16 protein-coding genes are annotated in these 13,536 nt (G+C 72.1%); 4 read left to right on the plus strand and 12 right to left on the minus strand.

Going from position 1 to position 13,536, the window contains the following annotated elements:
- Positions 1-186: 186 nt before the first annotated feature.
- The 3 genes from WME76_RS17010 (at position 187) to WME76_RS17020 (ending at position 2,453) form a co-directional block, all read left to right on the plus strand.
- On the plus strand, positions 187-1,668 hold the full coding sequence (locus WME76_RS17010) for a vWA domain-containing protein (RefSeq protein ID WP_437961137.1): 1,482 nt from the start codon (positions 187-189) through the stop codon (positions 1,666-1,668).
- Positions 1,661-1,897, plus strand: a complete 237-nt coding sequence (locus tag WME76_RS17015) for a putative metal-binding motif-containing protein (RefSeq protein WP_437961138.1) — start codon at positions 1,661-1,663, stop codon at positions 1,895-1,897. The genes WME76_RS17010 and WME76_RS17015 overlap by 8 nt, the downstream gene beginning before the upstream one ends.
- Positions 1,898-2,021: 124 nt before the next feature.
- Positions 2,022-2,453, plus strand: a complete 432-nt coding sequence (locus tag WME76_RS17020; RefSeq protein ID WP_437961139.1) for a nuclear transport factor 2 family protein — start codon at positions 2,022-2,024, stop codon at positions 2,451-2,453.
- Between the two features lie 32 nt (positions 2,454-2,485).
- Here the strand turns inward: WME76_RS17020 and WME76_RS17025 are convergent, their stop codons facing one another.
- The 11 genes from WME76_RS17025 to WME76_RS17075 are packed head-to-tail and all read right to left on the minus strand — an operon-like array spanning position 2,486 to position 12,081.
- Positions 2,486-2,938: a phosphopantetheine-binding protein gene (locus WME76_RS17025; RefSeq protein WP_437961140.1), complete on the minus strand. Its 453-nt coding sequence runs from the start codon at positions 2,936-2,938 to the stop codon at positions 2,486-2,488.
- Positions 2,935-3,564 carry a nitroreductase family protein gene (locus WME76_RS17030; RefSeq protein ID WP_437291803.1) on the minus strand — a complete coding sequence of 210 codons (630 nt, stop codon included), beginning with the start codon at positions 3,562-3,564 and terminating at the stop codon, positions 2,935-2,937. Before WME76_RS17030 ends, WME76_RS17025 begins: the two co-directional genes overlap by 4 nt.
- Positions 3,561-4,319 carry an SDR family NAD(P)-dependent oxidoreductase gene (locus WME76_RS17035; protein ID WP_437961141.1) on the minus strand — a complete coding sequence of 253 codons (759 nt, stop codon included), beginning with the start codon at positions 4,317-4,319 and terminating at the stop codon, positions 3,561-3,563. Before WME76_RS17035 ends, WME76_RS17030 begins: the two co-directional genes overlap by 4 nt.
- On the minus strand, positions 4,316-5,572 hold the full coding sequence (locus tag WME76_RS17040) for a beta-ketoacyl-[acyl-carrier-protein] synthase family protein (RefSeq protein WP_437961142.1): 1,257 nt from the start codon (positions 5,570-5,572) through the stop codon (positions 4,316-4,318). Before WME76_RS17040 ends, WME76_RS17035 begins: the two co-directional genes overlap by 4 nt.
- Positions 5,569-6,456: a beta-ketoacyl synthase N-terminal-like domain-containing protein gene (locus tag WME76_RS17045; RefSeq protein ID WP_437961143.1), complete on the minus strand. Its 888-nt coding sequence runs from the start codon at positions 6,454-6,456 to the stop codon at positions 5,569-5,571. The genes WME76_RS17040 and WME76_RS17045 overlap by 4 nt, the downstream gene beginning before the upstream one ends.
- Positions 6,453-6,929, minus strand: coding sequence for a 3-hydroxyacyl-ACP dehydratase FabZ family protein (locus WME76_RS17050; RefSeq protein ID WP_437961144.1), 477 nt, complete (start codon positions 6,927-6,929; stop codon positions 6,453-6,455). Before WME76_RS17050 ends, WME76_RS17045 begins: the two co-directional genes overlap by 4 nt.
- A complete protein-coding gene (locus WME76_RS17055) occupies positions 6,929-7,522 on the minus strand; it encodes a hypothetical protein (protein WP_437961145.1) in 594 nt (197 codons plus the stop codon). Before WME76_RS17055 ends, WME76_RS17050 begins: the two co-directional genes overlap by 1 nt.
- Complete coding sequence (locus WME76_RS17060; RefSeq protein WP_437961146.1) at positions 7,522-8,277, minus strand: SDR family NAD(P)-dependent oxidoreductase; 756 nt, start codon at positions 8,275-8,277, stop codon at positions 7,522-7,524. The genes WME76_RS17055 and WME76_RS17060 overlap by 1 nt, the downstream gene beginning before the upstream one ends.
- A complete protein-coding gene (locus WME76_RS17065; protein ID WP_437961147.1) occupies positions 8,277-9,020 on the minus strand; it encodes an SDR family NAD(P)-dependent oxidoreductase in 744 nt (247 codons plus the stop codon). The genes WME76_RS17060 and WME76_RS17065 overlap by 1 nt, the downstream gene beginning before the upstream one ends.
- Complete coding sequence (locus WME76_RS17070; protein ID WP_437961148.1) at positions 9,017-10,519, minus strand: radical SAM protein; 1,503 nt, start codon at positions 10,517-10,519, stop codon at positions 9,017-9,019. Before WME76_RS17070 ends, WME76_RS17065 begins: the two co-directional genes overlap by 4 nt.
- Positions 10,516-12,081 (minus strand): radical SAM protein, encoded by a 1,566-nt coding sequence (locus tag WME76_RS17075; RefSeq protein WP_437961149.1) that lies wholly within the window; start codon positions 12,079-12,081, stop codon positions 10,516-10,518. The genes WME76_RS17070 and WME76_RS17075 overlap by 4 nt, the downstream gene beginning before the upstream one ends.
- Before the next feature lie 134 nt (positions 12,082-12,215).
- Here WME76_RS17075 and WME76_RS17080 point away from each other — a divergent pair, with 134 nt between their 5' ends.
- Positions 12,216-12,617, plus strand: a complete 402-nt coding sequence (locus tag WME76_RS17080) for a PEGA domain-containing protein (protein ID WP_437961150.1) — start codon at positions 12,216-12,218, stop codon at positions 12,615-12,617.
- Here WME76_RS17080 and WME76_RS17085 read toward each other — a convergent pair.
- A complete protein-coding gene (locus WME76_RS17085) occupies positions 12,565-13,377 on the minus strand; it encodes a hypothetical protein (protein WP_437961151.1) in 813 nt (270 codons plus the stop codon). The genes WME76_RS17080 and WME76_RS17085 overlap by 53 nt on opposite strands.
- Positions 13,378-13,536 lie beyond the last annotated feature (159 nt).

The raw sequence follows: 13,536 nt of genomic DNA on the forward strand, positions 1-13,536 counted from the left end.
GCGCGCCCTGCGCCCTGGCGCCGCTGTCATGGCGCAGGCTGGAGCGGCGCATCGAGGCGCGCCCAAACAGACGAGATCTCGCGTCGCGGCGCTGGCACTGAGCGTGCATTCCTTCGCGACAGGGTGCGGGGTGATGGCGTGTCGCGATCTGCGCGAGCCTGTCCGCGCACGCGAAGGAGTCGTGGAATGGATCGATTCGTTGGCTTCATCATGGCAGCCGCGTCGGGCATCGCGATGGTCGGCTGCGGAGACCTCTCGTCGGGCGCGAGCGCCGGCGCCGAGTTCGGCGCGACGCCGGGCGGCGTGAAGGATATGGGCTTTGCGAGGGGCCTCATCGAGAACGGCAAGGTGCCGCCGCCCCAGGCGTTCGTCGTCGAGGCGATGTTCTCGGAGCACGATTTGCCGCTGGAGGGCGCGCCGTGCGCGACGCTCCTCTGCGTGCGCGCCGCGATGGGCATCGCCCCGGACGCCCAGGGCGAGAGCGCCGCGTGGGTGCAGGTCGGCATGTCGTCGACGATCGACCCCGAGACGTTCAAGCGACCGTCGATGGCGATCGTCGCGACGGTCGACGTATCCGGCTCGATGTCGTGGAGCTACGGCGACGGCGGCGGCGGGACGCCCGCGGCGATCGCCCACGCGCTCCTCTGGAACGTGGCGAGCCGCCTCGGCGCGGAGGATCGCTTCGCGCTCGTGACGTATGGCGCGTCGGTCGACACGCCGCTCGACTGGACGCAAGGGGACGACCCCGAGATCAAGGAGGCCATCGGCGAGCTCGCGGAGGACGGCTCCACCAACATGGAGGCGGGGCTCATGCAGGCGTACGACCTCGCGCGCGAGGCGAAGGGCACGGCCGACGAGGTCCGCGTCATGCTCTTCACCGACGCTCAGCCGAACGTGGGAGCCACAGGCGGCAGCGAGTTCGAGAGCCTTGTCGCGGAGGGCGCGGCCGACGGCGTGGGGATCACCGTCTTCGGCCTGGGGCTCGGGCTCGGCGCCGAGCTCGTGAACCGGATGTCGCACCTGCGCGGCGCCAACGCCTTCAGCCTGATGAACGCCGACGACGTCGGGCTCTTCATGCAGGACAACTGGCCGTGGATGGCGACGCCGATCGCCCATGATCTCAAGCTCGTCGCGACCCCTTCGCCGAACCTCTCGCTCTCTCGCGCGTACGGCTTCCCCACCGGGGAGGCCGGCGCGACGTCGATCGCCTCGCTGGACGTGGCGAGCGTGTTTCTCAGCAAGCGCAAGGGAGCGATGCTCCTCTCGCTCACGCCTGCGTCGCCGGAGGAGCTGGCCGGGGCGGACGTGGACATCGAGCTCAATTACGTCGACCGCTCGGGCGAGCCGGTCACGAGCTCCCTCTCGGCGAGCTACGAGGGCGAGGCGCTCGGCGAGCGCGGCGTGTTCATGCCGCAGACGAGCGTCGACAAGACGGTGGCGCTCGCGCTCCTCGTGCAAGCGATGCACGACGCGGCGCAAGAATACGGCTCGGACCCCGCCGCGGCGATAGCCATCCTGGAGCCCGCGCTCGCGCGCTTCGCGGCCGACGCGGCCGCGATCGGGGACGCCGGCATCGACGCGGAGGCGGCGTTCTGGCCCGAGCTCTTGGACCTGATGAAGGACGGCGCCTCGCAAGGAGACTTTTATGGTGATCTCAGCGGTGACTGACGCTCTCCGAGGTCTCGTGATCGCCCTCGGCTGCGCCCTCGTCACGGCGTGCGGCCCGCCCCCTCCGGATCGTGACGGCGACGGCTTCGACGCGTCGGACGACTGCAACGACGCGAACGCCAAGGTGCACCCGGACGCCGCCGAGCTCTGCGACGACGGCATCGACAACGATTGCAATCTGATGGTCGACGTCGGCGACGCGGCCTGCGCCGGCGGCCCGGGCGCCTGAGCCGGAGGCCGAACGGGCGATCGCGCCCGGCCGGGATGCCCGATCGTCGTTCCTGCCCGTGAACGGCGACCAATGAAAGATCATTGAAAGCACCCATCAGCGCTGGTAACATTTTACGTTGCCAATGAAATCAGCGTTACCTCTCCTGATTCTCGCCGGAACGGCATCCGCTTGTCAGCCCAACAGACCTGACAGCCCCGAGAAGCTGAAGGCGGTGGTCGTCGCCTATTTCGACTGCATCAGCCGAAAGGACTTCACACGAATGAAGTCCTTGACGACCCCCGACTTCATCCTGTTCGAGAACGGGAAGGTGATAAACAACGATGGTCTGATCGCGATCATCAACGGATCACCGATAACCAGGGCCGACTACTCATTCGACAATTTCAAGGTCAACGTCGACAGCAGCTCAGGAAGCGTGATCTACTTCAACCATGGCAAGTTCATGACGAACGACGCGAGCGTCCTCACGCGCGACTGGCTGGAGAGCGCAACCTTCAAGAAGGTCGGCGACGAATGGAAGCTGGACTTCATCCACTCGACGGTGAAGAAGTAGGCTCGATCCCTCGGGGAGGGCCTCGCGACGGACTATCCCGGCTGCGCCGCGGGCGCACCGCCGCCCGCCGGCGCCGCCAGCCGGCGCGCGGCCACGATGCAGATCGCCTCGACCGTGATCAGCGAGAAGAGCTGCCGCGGCGTCACCCGCGTCTTGTCCTCCACCGCCGCGAGCGCCGGGAGCCACGTCTCCAGCCGGGTCACCACCGGCTCGGTGAGGAACCCCTCCTTCATCACCTCGGGCGACGAGAAATCGAGCCGGGTGATGAAGTTGAACTCGCTCTCTCGCGCGCGGATGTGGAGCTCGTGATCGACCATGAACACGATGTCCACGAAATCGAGCGAGTCGGCGCCGAGATCGTCGATGAGCCGGCTCCCGAGCTCGACCGCCTCGGCCTCCACGGCGAGGCTCTCCACGATGCAGCGCTTCACCGTGTCAATCACATGCGGAGGGATGTCCACGCTCGCTGTGCCCGCGTCCGTCATCGGATCCACCTCGTGACCTTGCTCCCGGCCTTGCGATCGGTCGGCGACGGCTCGCCGGCCGCGTAGCCGACCGCCACCAGCGCGACGATACCCCAGCTCGCGGGCACGCCGAGGATCTCCTTGAGCCGCCCCGCCGCGAGCAGCGGCCCCGTCATCGCCGACGCGCCGAGCCCCGCGTCGTGCGCCGCGAGCAGCAGGCTCATCAGCGCGAGCGACGCGCCGACCAGGCCCGAGTCGCGCTCCATCGCGGCGATCGCCTCGTGGAGCTCCGCCGGCAGCGAGGGCGCGACAAGGCCCGACAGGACGGTGTGCCCGCGGAAGATCGGCGCGATCACGACCGGCGCGCCCTCGAACCGCGTGAAGTAGTCGCCGTACGCCACGAAGCCCGCCCGCCCGTCCGCCGCCACGTGCTCCGCCACGGTGGCCACCGCCTCGCGCACGGCGCCCGCCATCGCCGCGATCGCCTCCGGGCGCTTCACGACAACGAAGCGCCACGGCTGCTTGTTGCTCGCCGACGGCGCCGTGACGGCGAGCTCGATCAGCCGCTCGATCACGGCGTCCGGCGGCGGCTCCGGGAGGAAGCTCCGCACGCTGCGGCGGGAGCGCAGGAGCTCCTCGAGCGTCATCCGACCGCGTAGCCCCCGTCCGCCGACGCCACCGCGCCGGTGACGTACGCGGCCCTGTCGCTCAGCAGGAACGCCGCGTAGCCGGCGACCTCGTCCGGCGCGGCGATCCGCTGCTGTGGCACGCGGGCGACGATCTCCTCGCCGGCGAGCGCGCGCGTCCCGCCGAGCATGTCCGTGTCGATCGGCCCGGGCCGCAGGCAGACGACGCGGATGCCCTTCCGCGCGTACTCGACCGCGAGCGCGCGCGTGAGCGCCTCGATCCCGCCCTTCGCTGCCGCGTACGCGGCCTGACCGCGCGCGGGGCGCACCGCCGCGACGGAGCTCACGTTGAGCACGACGCCCCGCCTGCGCCGCATCATGAGCGGCAGCACCGCGCGCGCGCACACGAGCGGGCCGAGCAGGTTCGTCTCGATCTGCGCCCGGAGCTGCGCCACGTCGCTGGTCACGAGCAGCCCCGGCGTGACGGCCCCGGCGCCGTTGACCCAGCCGTCGATCGGCCCCACCTCGGCCTCGAACCGCTCGACCGCCGCCGCCGCCGCCGCAGCGTCCGCGACGTCGAACCCCAGGGCGAGCGCGCGCCCGCCGCGCTCCGCCTCGACCGCGCGCGCGACCTCCGCGGCCTCCGCCGCCCGCTCGCGGTAGCCGATCCCGACGCCGGCCGCGCCCTCCCGCGCGCACGCCAGCGCGATCGCCCGGCCGAGGCCGCGGCTCGCGCCCGTCACCACGACGCGCTTGCCCTCGAGCAGGAGGCTCACGGCCGGAGCGCCTCCGGGTGGCGCAGGACGATCGCCGCGTTGTGCCCGCCGAACCCATACGAGCTCGAGAGCACGTGGCGCTGGCGGTGCGCGCGCGCCTCGTTCGGCACGTAGTCGAGGTCGCACGCCGGGTCCGGCTCGTGGAGGTTGATCGTCGGGTGCACCGCGCCGCGCAGCATGCACGCGATCGCGGCCACCGCCTCGACCGCGCCGGACGCCGAGATCAGGTGGCCGATCATCGACTTGGTCGCCGAGATGGGAACGCCGCGCGCGCGCTCCCCGAGCAGCCGCTTCAGCGCGAGCGTCTCGGCGGGATCGTTCTTCGGCGTGCCCGTCCCGTGGGCGTTGATCGCGTCGACCTCGTCCGCGCCGATCCCCGCGTCGGCGAGCGCGCGCGCCATGGCCAGGAAGGCGCCGCGCCCCTCGGGGTGCGGATCGCTGATCTTGTACGCGTCGAAGCTGCTCCCGTACCCCGCGACCTCGGCGAGGATGCGCGCGCCGCGCGCCCTCGCGTCGTCGAGCCGCTCCAGGACGAGCACGGCCGCCCCCTCGCCCATCACGAACCCGTCCCGCGTCCTGTCGAACGGCCGCGACGCTGTCTCGGGCCTGTCGTTGCGGAGGCTCGTCGCCTGCAGCGCGCAGAAGCCCGCGACGCCGAGGGGGTTGATCATCGAGTCGGTGCCGCCCGCGAGCATGACGCGGCGGCGTCCCGCGGCGATGAGCCGGTACGCCGCGCCGATCGCGTCGGTGCCCGCGGCGCAGGCCGACACGTGGACGAGCGGCGGCGCGGCCAGGCCGAAGCGATGGCCGAGCGCGTGGACGCACACCTCCGAGGGCGTCTGCATGAAGCCGAGCCGCGCGGCGAGGCCCTCGGGCAGCGCGAAGCCCGGGCGCCGGGCCATCGCGAGGTGATCCATGTTGAAGAGCTCGAGCCCCACGCCGAGGCTCACGCCCGCGTCGGCGCGCGGCGCGCCGCTGCCCGCGCCGCCGGCGTCGAGCGCGAGCCCGGACGCCTCGAGGGCGCTCCTCGCCGCCGCGAGCGCGAAGGCGACCTTGCGGTCGCCGAGCGGCACCTCGGCCGGCAGCGGGGCCTGCCCGGCGATGCGCGTGGGCAGGGTGGACGCGTCGAACAGGCTGATGGGGCCGATCCCGCTCTTTCCGGCGAGGAGCGCGTCCGCGAACGCGTCGACGCGATCGCCGAGCGGCGACACGACGCCCATCCCGGTCACGACCACGGCGTGGCGCGCCTTCATGACGCCCTCCGGATCCAGCGGCTCTCCGCGGTGATCCCGTCGCGCCCCTCGAGGCGGTGCGCGACCTCGACGGCGCCGCCCTCCCACGCGCGCGCGAGCGCGACGAGCGGCGACGCGGGCCCGAGCTCCGCGCGCGTGTCGACGACCGGCGCGGCCGCCGCGCCCGCGACCGTCTCGCGCTTCGCGGGCGCGCGGGCGAGCGGATCGAACGGCGCGTACGCGACCTCGACCGACGCGAGCTCGCCGAGAGCCCGCGCGCCCCGCTGCGCCGCGTGGTCCGCGCGCTCCAGGACGACCGTGGCCGACGCGTCGAGCAGCCGGTCCGCCGGCACCGGATCGTCGATGCGCCGCATGTGGTGCTCCACGAGGTAGTTGCGCTGGTGCGCCACCCCGACCACGAGCGCCACGTCGACCTCCCCGCGATCCAGCGCCAGCGCGGCCTCCTCGAGCGCGACGTAGAGCTGCCCCGCGCTCGGGTACAGCACGGCGTACGGCCCCTCGATCCCGAAGTTCGCGGCGACGTGGTAGGCGGGCATGTTGGGCAGGCAGCGGAACGCGAGCAGCGGGTGCGCGCGCGTGTACCCCTCGGCGCCGAAGCGCGCCGGGCTGAAGTCCCCGCGCTCGTCGAGCGAGCCCTCGAGCACGGGCGCGATGTCGCGCTCCAGGAACGGGATGTAGCCGACCGCGAGGTAGAGCCCGGTGCGCTCGCCCGGCAGCGACGCGGCGAGCCCCGCCGCCGCGAGCGCCCGCCCGGCGCTCACCACCGCGAGCGCATCCTGGAGCCCGAGGTACTTCTTGCTCTTCTTCTCGCGCAGGAACGGCGACGGATCGCACGCCTCGCCGGGCGACAGCACGACGGACGCGAGGCCGGTCACGAGCGTCATGGCAGCCACACCTTGTCCGGGAGCTCGCGCGTCCACAGCGCGTAGAGGTAGCGCCGCTGCGCGTGCACCCGCTCCGAGTCGATCGCCTTCAGCATGAAGGTGAGCGTCGCCCGCATGCACTTCTCCCCGCGCACGTCGGCGCCGACCGAGAGCTTGGCCGCCGCGTCCAGCGACTGCGCCAGCTCGGCGAAGAGCTCGACGCTGTCCCCCGGCTGGGCCGGCCGGTAGAACTTCGCCCTGTCGATCTGCGCGAGGAGCGCCCGCCGTGGCTCCGCCGACGGCCTGTTCTCCGTCACCTCGACGAGGAAGCCGGCGAGCTGCGCCGCCGCCTCGACGAGCAGCGCCCCGGGGTAGATCGGGTAGTCGGGGAAGTGGTCGTGCAGGACCTCGTCGGTCAGGGTGACCGCCTTCAGCCCGCGCGCGCTGCGGCCAGGTTCCACGGCGGTGATCCGGTCGAGCAGGATGTAACGCATCAGGTGGTGCTGGCCCCGCGGGTGATGCCGTCCGCGGCGCCCCGGCGCGAGCGCCCGAGCCACGCCGCGAGCGCGCGGTCGAGGACGAAGAACGTGAGCGCCGCCGCGGCCGCGACCAGCGCGAAGTACCGATCGTACCGCGGGAATGCCGCCTCCCAGCCCGCCCAGACGCGGTGCGAGAGGTTCACGTTCGGCCCGGGAGGCGTGAGCGCGCGCGTCAGCCCCACGAGCGCGAGCAGCGCCGCCGTCGCCTTGAGCCAGGCGCGCCGCGCGAGCCCCATCTCCCGCACCGCGAGCACGGCCACGACCGGGCAGAGCACGTGCGGCAGGAACGTGGTCAGGATGATCCCGCTCCCCGTCGCGATGTCGAGCAGCCACATCGGCGTCCCGAACGCGAGCCACAGCGCCGCGATCGCCGCGAGATCCGGCTTGGCGAGGAGGCAGCCGGCCGCGAGGAGGATCGGCGCGACGTTGCACATCCAGAGCAGGTCGTACGGCGAGCCCCGCCGCACGTGGTTGCCGCCGTGGACGACGAACGCCATCGCGGCGAGCCCGCCCATCACCCGGAGGCGCGACGAGGGCGCCGCCGCCATCAGAGCCCCCCGTCGACCATCATCGTCTGGCCGGTGACGTAGGTGTTCTCGAGCGCGAGCCACGCGGCGAGCGCCGCGACCTCCTCGACCTTGCCGAGGCGGCGGAGCCCGCAGTGCTTGAGGTACTCCGCGCGCAGGTCGTCCGGCAGCATGCGCGAGGCGCCCGCCTCGAGCACGCCGGGCGCGACGAGGTTCACGCGGATCCCGCGCTTCCCGAGCGACTTCGCGAGGCTGAGCGTGAGGCCGGACAGCGCCGCCTTCGACGCGGCGTAGGGCACCGGCGAAGGCACCGGCTTGATGCCGTCGACCGAGCCGAACAGGACGATGTTCCCGCCGCCGTCGAAGTGCGGGAGCAGGCTCCGCGCGGCCGCGAAGGCGCTCGTCACGTTGACGGTGAAGACGTCGGCGAACCCCTCGAACGTGACGTCCTCGATCGCGTCGAACGCCGGCGGCTCGACCGACGACGTGCGCACCGCGCAGTGCGCGAACGCGTCCACGCCCCCGAGCCGCCGCGCGAGCGCGTCCGCCGCCTCCGCCGCCGCGCGCGGGTCGCCGAGGTCGACCTGGAGCGCTGTCGTCCCCGGGAGCGCGCGCAGCAAATCGTCAGCAATTTCGCGCCCTTGCCTGTACGTGAACCCCACGCGCGCCCCCGCCCGCGCGAGCTCGGCGACCAGGGCGCGGCCGACCGTGCCCGAGCCGCCGAACACGACGCAGCGGCGCGGCCTCGCCGCCCTCCCCGCCGTCGCGCCGGCCATCACACGCCCCCGTCCACGACCACGGTGGCGCCGGTCATGTAGCCGTTGCGATCGGACACGAGGAACGCCGCGAGCTCGGCGACCTCGCGGAAGGTGCCGACGCGGCCGAGCGCGCAGTGCTTCAGGTAATCGGCGAGGCGGTGCTCGGGCAGGTTGCGGCCCACGCCGTCCTCGAGCAGCCCGGGCGCGACGCACAGCACGCGGACGCCGTGGCGCGCGACCTCCTTGGCCATCGCCTCGGTCATCCCCTTGAGCCCGGCCTTGCTCGCGCAGTAGTGGATCGGCGCGTCGATCATCCGCACGCCGGCGAGCGACCCGATGTTCAGCACCACGCCGCGCTTCTTCCGGATCATCGACCGCAGCGCCTCGCGCGCGGTCAGGTAGGCGCCCTTGAGGTTCAGGTCGAGGACGTGATCGAAGTCCTGCTCCTCGAGCAGCGCCATCGGCAGGTTCTGGGACACGCCGGCGTTGTTGACCAGCACGTCGACCCCGCCCCACGCCTCCTCGACGGCGCGCACCATCGCGCGCGTCGCGTCCGCGTCGAGCACGCTCGCCCGGAACGCGCGCGCCTCCGCGCCGCCGGCCGCGATCTCCTCGCAGAGGCGCCGGGCGCCCTCCTCGCTCTTCGCGTACGTGAACGCCACCCGGGCGCCGTGCCGCGCGAACGTCGCGCAGATCTCCCGCCCGAGCCCGCGCCCGCCGCCGGTGACGATCGCGCGCTTGCCGGCGAGGAGGCCAGTCACGTCTTGCCCCAGATCTGCGGCTCGCCGATGGGGCCCGCGTACCGAGGGTCCCTGTCGCGGTAGAGGTTGTTGTACGCGCAGCCGGGCATGAGCCGCCCGTCGGGGAGCGCGTAGTGGGTGCAGCACTTCTTGATGCGGTCGACCTCGAAGTTGTGCACGTCCATGAAGGCGTGGATGAACACGGTCTTCACGAGCCCCTCGCCGATGTGGAGCCGCTCCTCGAGCTCGAGGGCGCGCTCCTCCGGGTACATGAGGAAGATCGCCCGGCGCAGGACCTTCAGGATCCTGTCGCAGTCGGGGACCTGGCCCGAGCTCGTCCACATCTGGTCGATGGCGTCGCGCAGCGCGCCCTCGAACTCCTCGTCGGGGCGGATGGTGCCCCGGTTCGACAGGAGCTCGAGGTACCTGTCGAGCTCGAGGAACCTCGGGAACGGGATGAACTCGCCGTCGACCTTGAGCAGGTAGGTGAGCGCGAAGCAGCTCGGGTGCGAGCACGGCAGCGGCAGGAAATCGCTCTTCTTCAGGAGCCCTGTCTGCTCCTCGGCCGCGCGGACGACATCGGGGATCGTCATCACGTCGAGCGGATCGTGCGGCGCGAAGTGGGCGCCGCCGTACCCGGTGTACGCCGCCGGCTGGAACGTGAGCGACAGGATGAAATCGTTGTCGTAGAGCAGCCGGATGCACTCGCCGATGCGGTCGTCGTTCACGCCGCGGGCCACGGTCGAGACGAGGGTGGTGCGCACGCCGGCCCGCTTCAGGTTGGCGAGCGCCTTCTCCCGCGCGGCGGCCTGGTCCCCTGCCCCGCGCAGGACCCGGAGCGCCGGGTTGCTGAGCGCGTCGAGCTGCAGGCTGACGTACACCTTGCGCCGGGCGAGCTCCTCGCAGAAGGCGTAGTCGCTCGCGCAACGGAGCCCGTTCGTCGAGATCGAGACGCGCGCGATCTCGGTGCGCGCGCGGGCCATGTCGAGCAGCTCCAGGAACTGCGGGTGGAGCGTCGGCTCGCCGCCGGAGAGGTTGATCGTCTCGAGCGTCCCCTCCTTCGCCACGATGCCGTCGAGCACGCGCCCGAACTCCTCGCGCGTCATGGTGTAGTTGTGCCGGTTCTGCACGATGCAGATCGGGCACTCGAGGTTGCAATGGTTCGTGATCTCGATGATCGGCAGGCACGAGTGCTGCTCGTGATCCGGGCAAAGGCCGCAGTCGTCCGGACAGCCGCGCTCGACCGGCGTGGAGTACTCGAGCGGCCGGGATCCCTCCTTCACGTACGTGAGCGACCTCAGGAACCAGTCGGCGTCGCCGGAGATCAGCGCCTCGCTCTGCCCGTGCGCCGGGCACTGCTTGCGCAGGTACACCTTGCCGTCGCGGAGGATCCTCACGCCGTCGACGGCCTTCTTGCACTGGGGGCACAGCCCCCGCGAGAAGGAGTGAAAGACCTCGCGGTCCTTCGCGTTCGGGGTGAACGTGAACTTGCGATCGACCAGCGGGAGCCTGGTGGTCATGACGGCACCTTGAGGATCGGGAGGGAGCGCCGGTTCTCCGGCGGCGCGGGCGCCGGCGCGAGGAGCGGGTGCGGCTCGGTCCGGCCCATGCGCGCGAGCATGTCCGGATCGGCGAAGCGCGCGTCGTTCTCGCGGTAAAGGACGTTGTACGAGCAGGTCGGGATGTTGCTGCCGTCGACCTCGGGGACGCCGATGCTGCACTTCATGACGCGGGCGACGTCGAAGCTCTCCTCATCCATGTGAGAGTGGATGTAGATCGCCTTGGTCGCGCGCTCGGCGACCTTCTGCCGCTGCGCGATGGGCAGCGGCTTGCCCGGGGGGAACATCTCCCGGAGCAGGCGCTTCAGCGTCCGGAGCAGCGCCTCGCTCTCGGGCAGCCGGTCCGGGTCGGCCCAGAGCTCGTCCATCGCGGTCCGGAGCGCCTCTTCCACGGGCTCCCGGGGCTGGATGTAGAGCGAGTCGCCGAGCAGCTCGAAGAGCTTCTCCCGGCCCATGAAGCGCGCGAACGGGACGAACCCGCCGCCGTCGAGCGCGAGCAGGTAGCAGATCGAGTAGCAGTGCGGGTGGGCGAGCGGCGAAGGGACGAAGTCGCGCGCGGCGATCGCGCCGCCCGTGTGCTCCTCGAGGAGCCGGTGGAGATCGGGCGTGGTGATGCGCGCCGTGCGGTCGAACCCCGCGCCCCCCTGCCCCGTGAACGTGAGCGTGTGGAGCTCGAGCGACACGATGTTCGGCTTCCGCATCATCAGGTCGAAGAGCTTGCCGAGGTCCCTGTCGTTCAGGCCGGCCGCGATGGCGGGCAGGAGCGTCGTCGTGACGTCGTGCTTCTCCAGGAGCTCGAGCGCCTCGAGCTTGGCGCGCACGGTGTTCGCCCCGAGCATCCGCTGGTCGACCTCGGGATCGAAGGTGTCGAGCGACAGCACGATGCGCGCGTCGACGGCGGCGAGCTCGCGGACGTACGCCTCGCTCCGCAGCTTGAGCCCGTTGGTCGAGACGGTGAGTCGCCGGATGCCCGCCTCGGACGCCATCCGGAGCAGCTTCGGGAGCTCGGGGTGCATCGTGGGCTCGCCGCCCGTGAAGTTGATGATGTCGAGCTCGTCGTGCTGGGCGCGCAGGTGGCCGAGGATCGCCGCGAACTCGCGCTCGCTGAGCTGGTGCGCCCCCTCGTTCTTGTTGACCGTGTAGCAGATGGGGCAATCGAGGTTGCACGCCGACGTGATCGGGACGACCGGCATGTACACCTTCTGCTGGTGCGAGGCGCACGGGCCGCAGTCGAAAGGACATCCGCTCCGCACCGCGTGGATCTCGCCGCGCGGCGGCGTGTGCGGCGCGACGAACGAGAGCGCGTCGAGGTACCACGCCACGCTGGAGGCGACGAGCACGCGCTGGTGGCCGTGATCCCGGCAGAACTTGTCGAAATATACGGCCCCACCAGAAAACTGGATCTTGGCGTCGACGGCCTGTTTGCACGTCTTGCAGAGGCTCTTCGTCGACGAGTAGTAGACGTGCTCCGTCGGCTGTCGCTGGTTCGCCGTCCCCGTTCCGCAGGTCACCACGGTCGACATGGCGACCAGAAGTACCTGGGCTGGTCGGGCAACGCAACGCTCGGCCTCCCGGCGCTGGCGCCGCGCGCGCCCCGCGCTCGCGCCGTGTCGCCGGGCCATTCCCCCGCGCGTGAATTCGTGTCTAGCCTCGCCGCATGCTCCGAGTCGTCGCTCCCCTCCTCGTCATCGCGCTCGCCGGCTGCGGCGGGGCCGCGAGCCCGCCGCCGCCGGTCGAGCCCACGCCGCCGCCGGTCGTCACCACGCCCGAGCCCGAGCCCGAGCCGCCGCTGGACGACGCGCCGATGCTCGACGTCGTCTCGGCGCAGCCCACCGAGATCCTGCTCGACGGCAAGCCGATCGGGACGACGCCGATCTCGGGGCGCAAGGTCCCGCCCGGCACGCACGAGGTCACCTTCGTGGATCCGGAGCGCGGCAACCGCACGATGATGGTGACGCTCGAGCCCGGCGACGCGAAGACGGTCCAGTCGGACCCGCCGCCCTCCATCAGGGAGAACGCCGGCGACGCCAAGGGCGAGAAGCCCGAAGAGAAGAAGTAGCGCCGGCCCCCGCGGCGTCGCCGTTCCTGCGCAGCGCCAGGGCCGCGAGCAGCGCGACCCCCCACGCGAGGCCGTAGGCGGCCGCGGGGGACAGCCGCCCGAGCCCGACGCGCAGGGCGACGAAGAACGCCGCGAACCCGAGCAGGCCGCGCGCGAAGCCCGCCAGCAGCGCCACGGTCGCGGCCGCGCCGTGCCGGGGCAGGGTGAAGCTCGGCAGGACGTTGCCGGCGATCGGGACGGCGAGCAGCAGGCCGCTGAGGCCGGCCGGCGCGACGCCGGCGGTGCGCAGGATGAGCCAGGCCATGGCCATCGCGGCGACGACGCGGCAGGCGAGCTCGACGCGCGGGATCGTCACCGCGGCCGCAGCCAGGGGCACGCGCGGCATGGCGAGCGCGCCCAGGAGGGGCGACAGGAGCGCCGCGGCGCAGACCGCCGGCGGGGGGAGCCGCAGCGCGAGCAGCGCCGCCCCGAGCGACAGGAACGCCGCGTTGGCCGCGAGCAGCGCCGCGCCCCAGCGGAAGCGCGTCGCGCACCAGGCGAAGCAGAGCACGTGGGCGATCGTGGCCGGCAGGCACGCGAGCGTCGCGAGCGCGATCGCGCTCACCTGCGCCGCCGGCTCCTGCAGCAGCACGAAGCCCGTGATCGAGCCTGCGATCATCGGCATCCCGGCGAGCGCGCCGCCCACCGCGTGGCCGAAGCGGCGCGCCGCCAGCGACGCCGCCAGCACGGCCGCGCCCACGAGCGCGAGCTTCAGGAGCATGATCCGCCCGTGAGCTGCGCCCATCCGGCACGAGGTGAGCGTGCCCGAGACCTCGCGACGTCATGGGCCGGCGCTGGCGAGATGTGCTGTTCTGCGCCATCCGGAGTGGCACACACGGTTGGCTCATCGTGCAGATTGCCATGAATCCGCAACCCCAAA

This window comes from Sorangium sp. So ce119 (assembly GCF_051524405.1).
Classification (GTDB): domain Bacteria; phylum Myxococcota_A; class Polyangia; order Polyangiales; family Polyangiaceae; genus Sorangium; species Sorangium cellulosum_G.

Coding starts and splice junctions, on each gene's coding strand:
- WME76_RS17080 (WP_437961150.1), top strand. CDS start 12,216: ATGCTCCGAGTCGTCGCTCCCCTCCTCGTCATCGCGCTCGCCGGCTGC.
- WME76_RS17040 (WP_437961142.1), bottom strand. CDS start 5,572: ATGAAGGCGCGCCACGCCGTGGTCGTGACCGGGATGGGCGTCGTGTCG.
- WME76_RS17025 (WP_437961140.1), bottom strand. CDS start 2,938: ATGACGGACGCGGGCACAGCGAGCGTGGACATCCCTCCGCATGTGATT.
- WME76_RS17060 (WP_437961146.1), bottom strand. CDS start 8,277: ATGGCCGGCGCGACGGCGGGGAGGGCGGCGAGGCCGCGCCGCTGCGTC.
- WME76_RS17045 (WP_437961143.1), bottom strand. CDS start 6,456: ATGACGCTCGTGACCGGCCTCGCGTCCGTCGTGCTGTCGCCCGGCGAG.
- WME76_RS17050 (WP_437961144.1), bottom strand. CDS start 6,929: ATGCGTTACATCCTGCTCGACCGGATCACCGCCGTGGAACCTGGCCGC.
- WME76_RS17020 (WP_437961139.1), top strand. CDS start 2,022: ATGAAATCAGCGTTACCTCTCCTGATTCTCGCCGGAACGGCATCCGCT.
- WME76_RS17030 (WP_437291803.1), bottom strand. CDS start 3,564: ATGACGCTCGAGGAGCTCCTGCGCTCCCGCCGCAGCGTGCGGAGCTTC.
- WME76_RS17075 (WP_437961149.1), bottom strand. CDS start 12,081: ATGTCGACCGTGGTGACCTGCGGAACGGGGACGGCGAACCAGCGACAG.
- WME76_RS17010 (WP_437961137.1), top strand. CDS start 187: ATGGATCGATTCGTTGGCTTCATCATGGCAGCCGCGTCGGGCATCGCG.
- WME76_RS17085 (WP_437961151.1), bottom strand. CDS start 13,377: ATGCTCCTGAAGCTCGCGCTCGTGGGCGCGGCCGTGCTGGCGGCGTCG.
- WME76_RS17070 (WP_437961148.1), bottom strand. CDS start 10,519: ATGACCACCAGGCTCCCGCTGGTCGATCGCAAGTTCACGTTCACCCCG.
- WME76_RS17055 (WP_437961145.1), bottom strand. CDS start 7,522: ATGGCGGCGGCGCCCTCGTCGCGCCTCCGGGTGATGGGCGGGCTCGCC.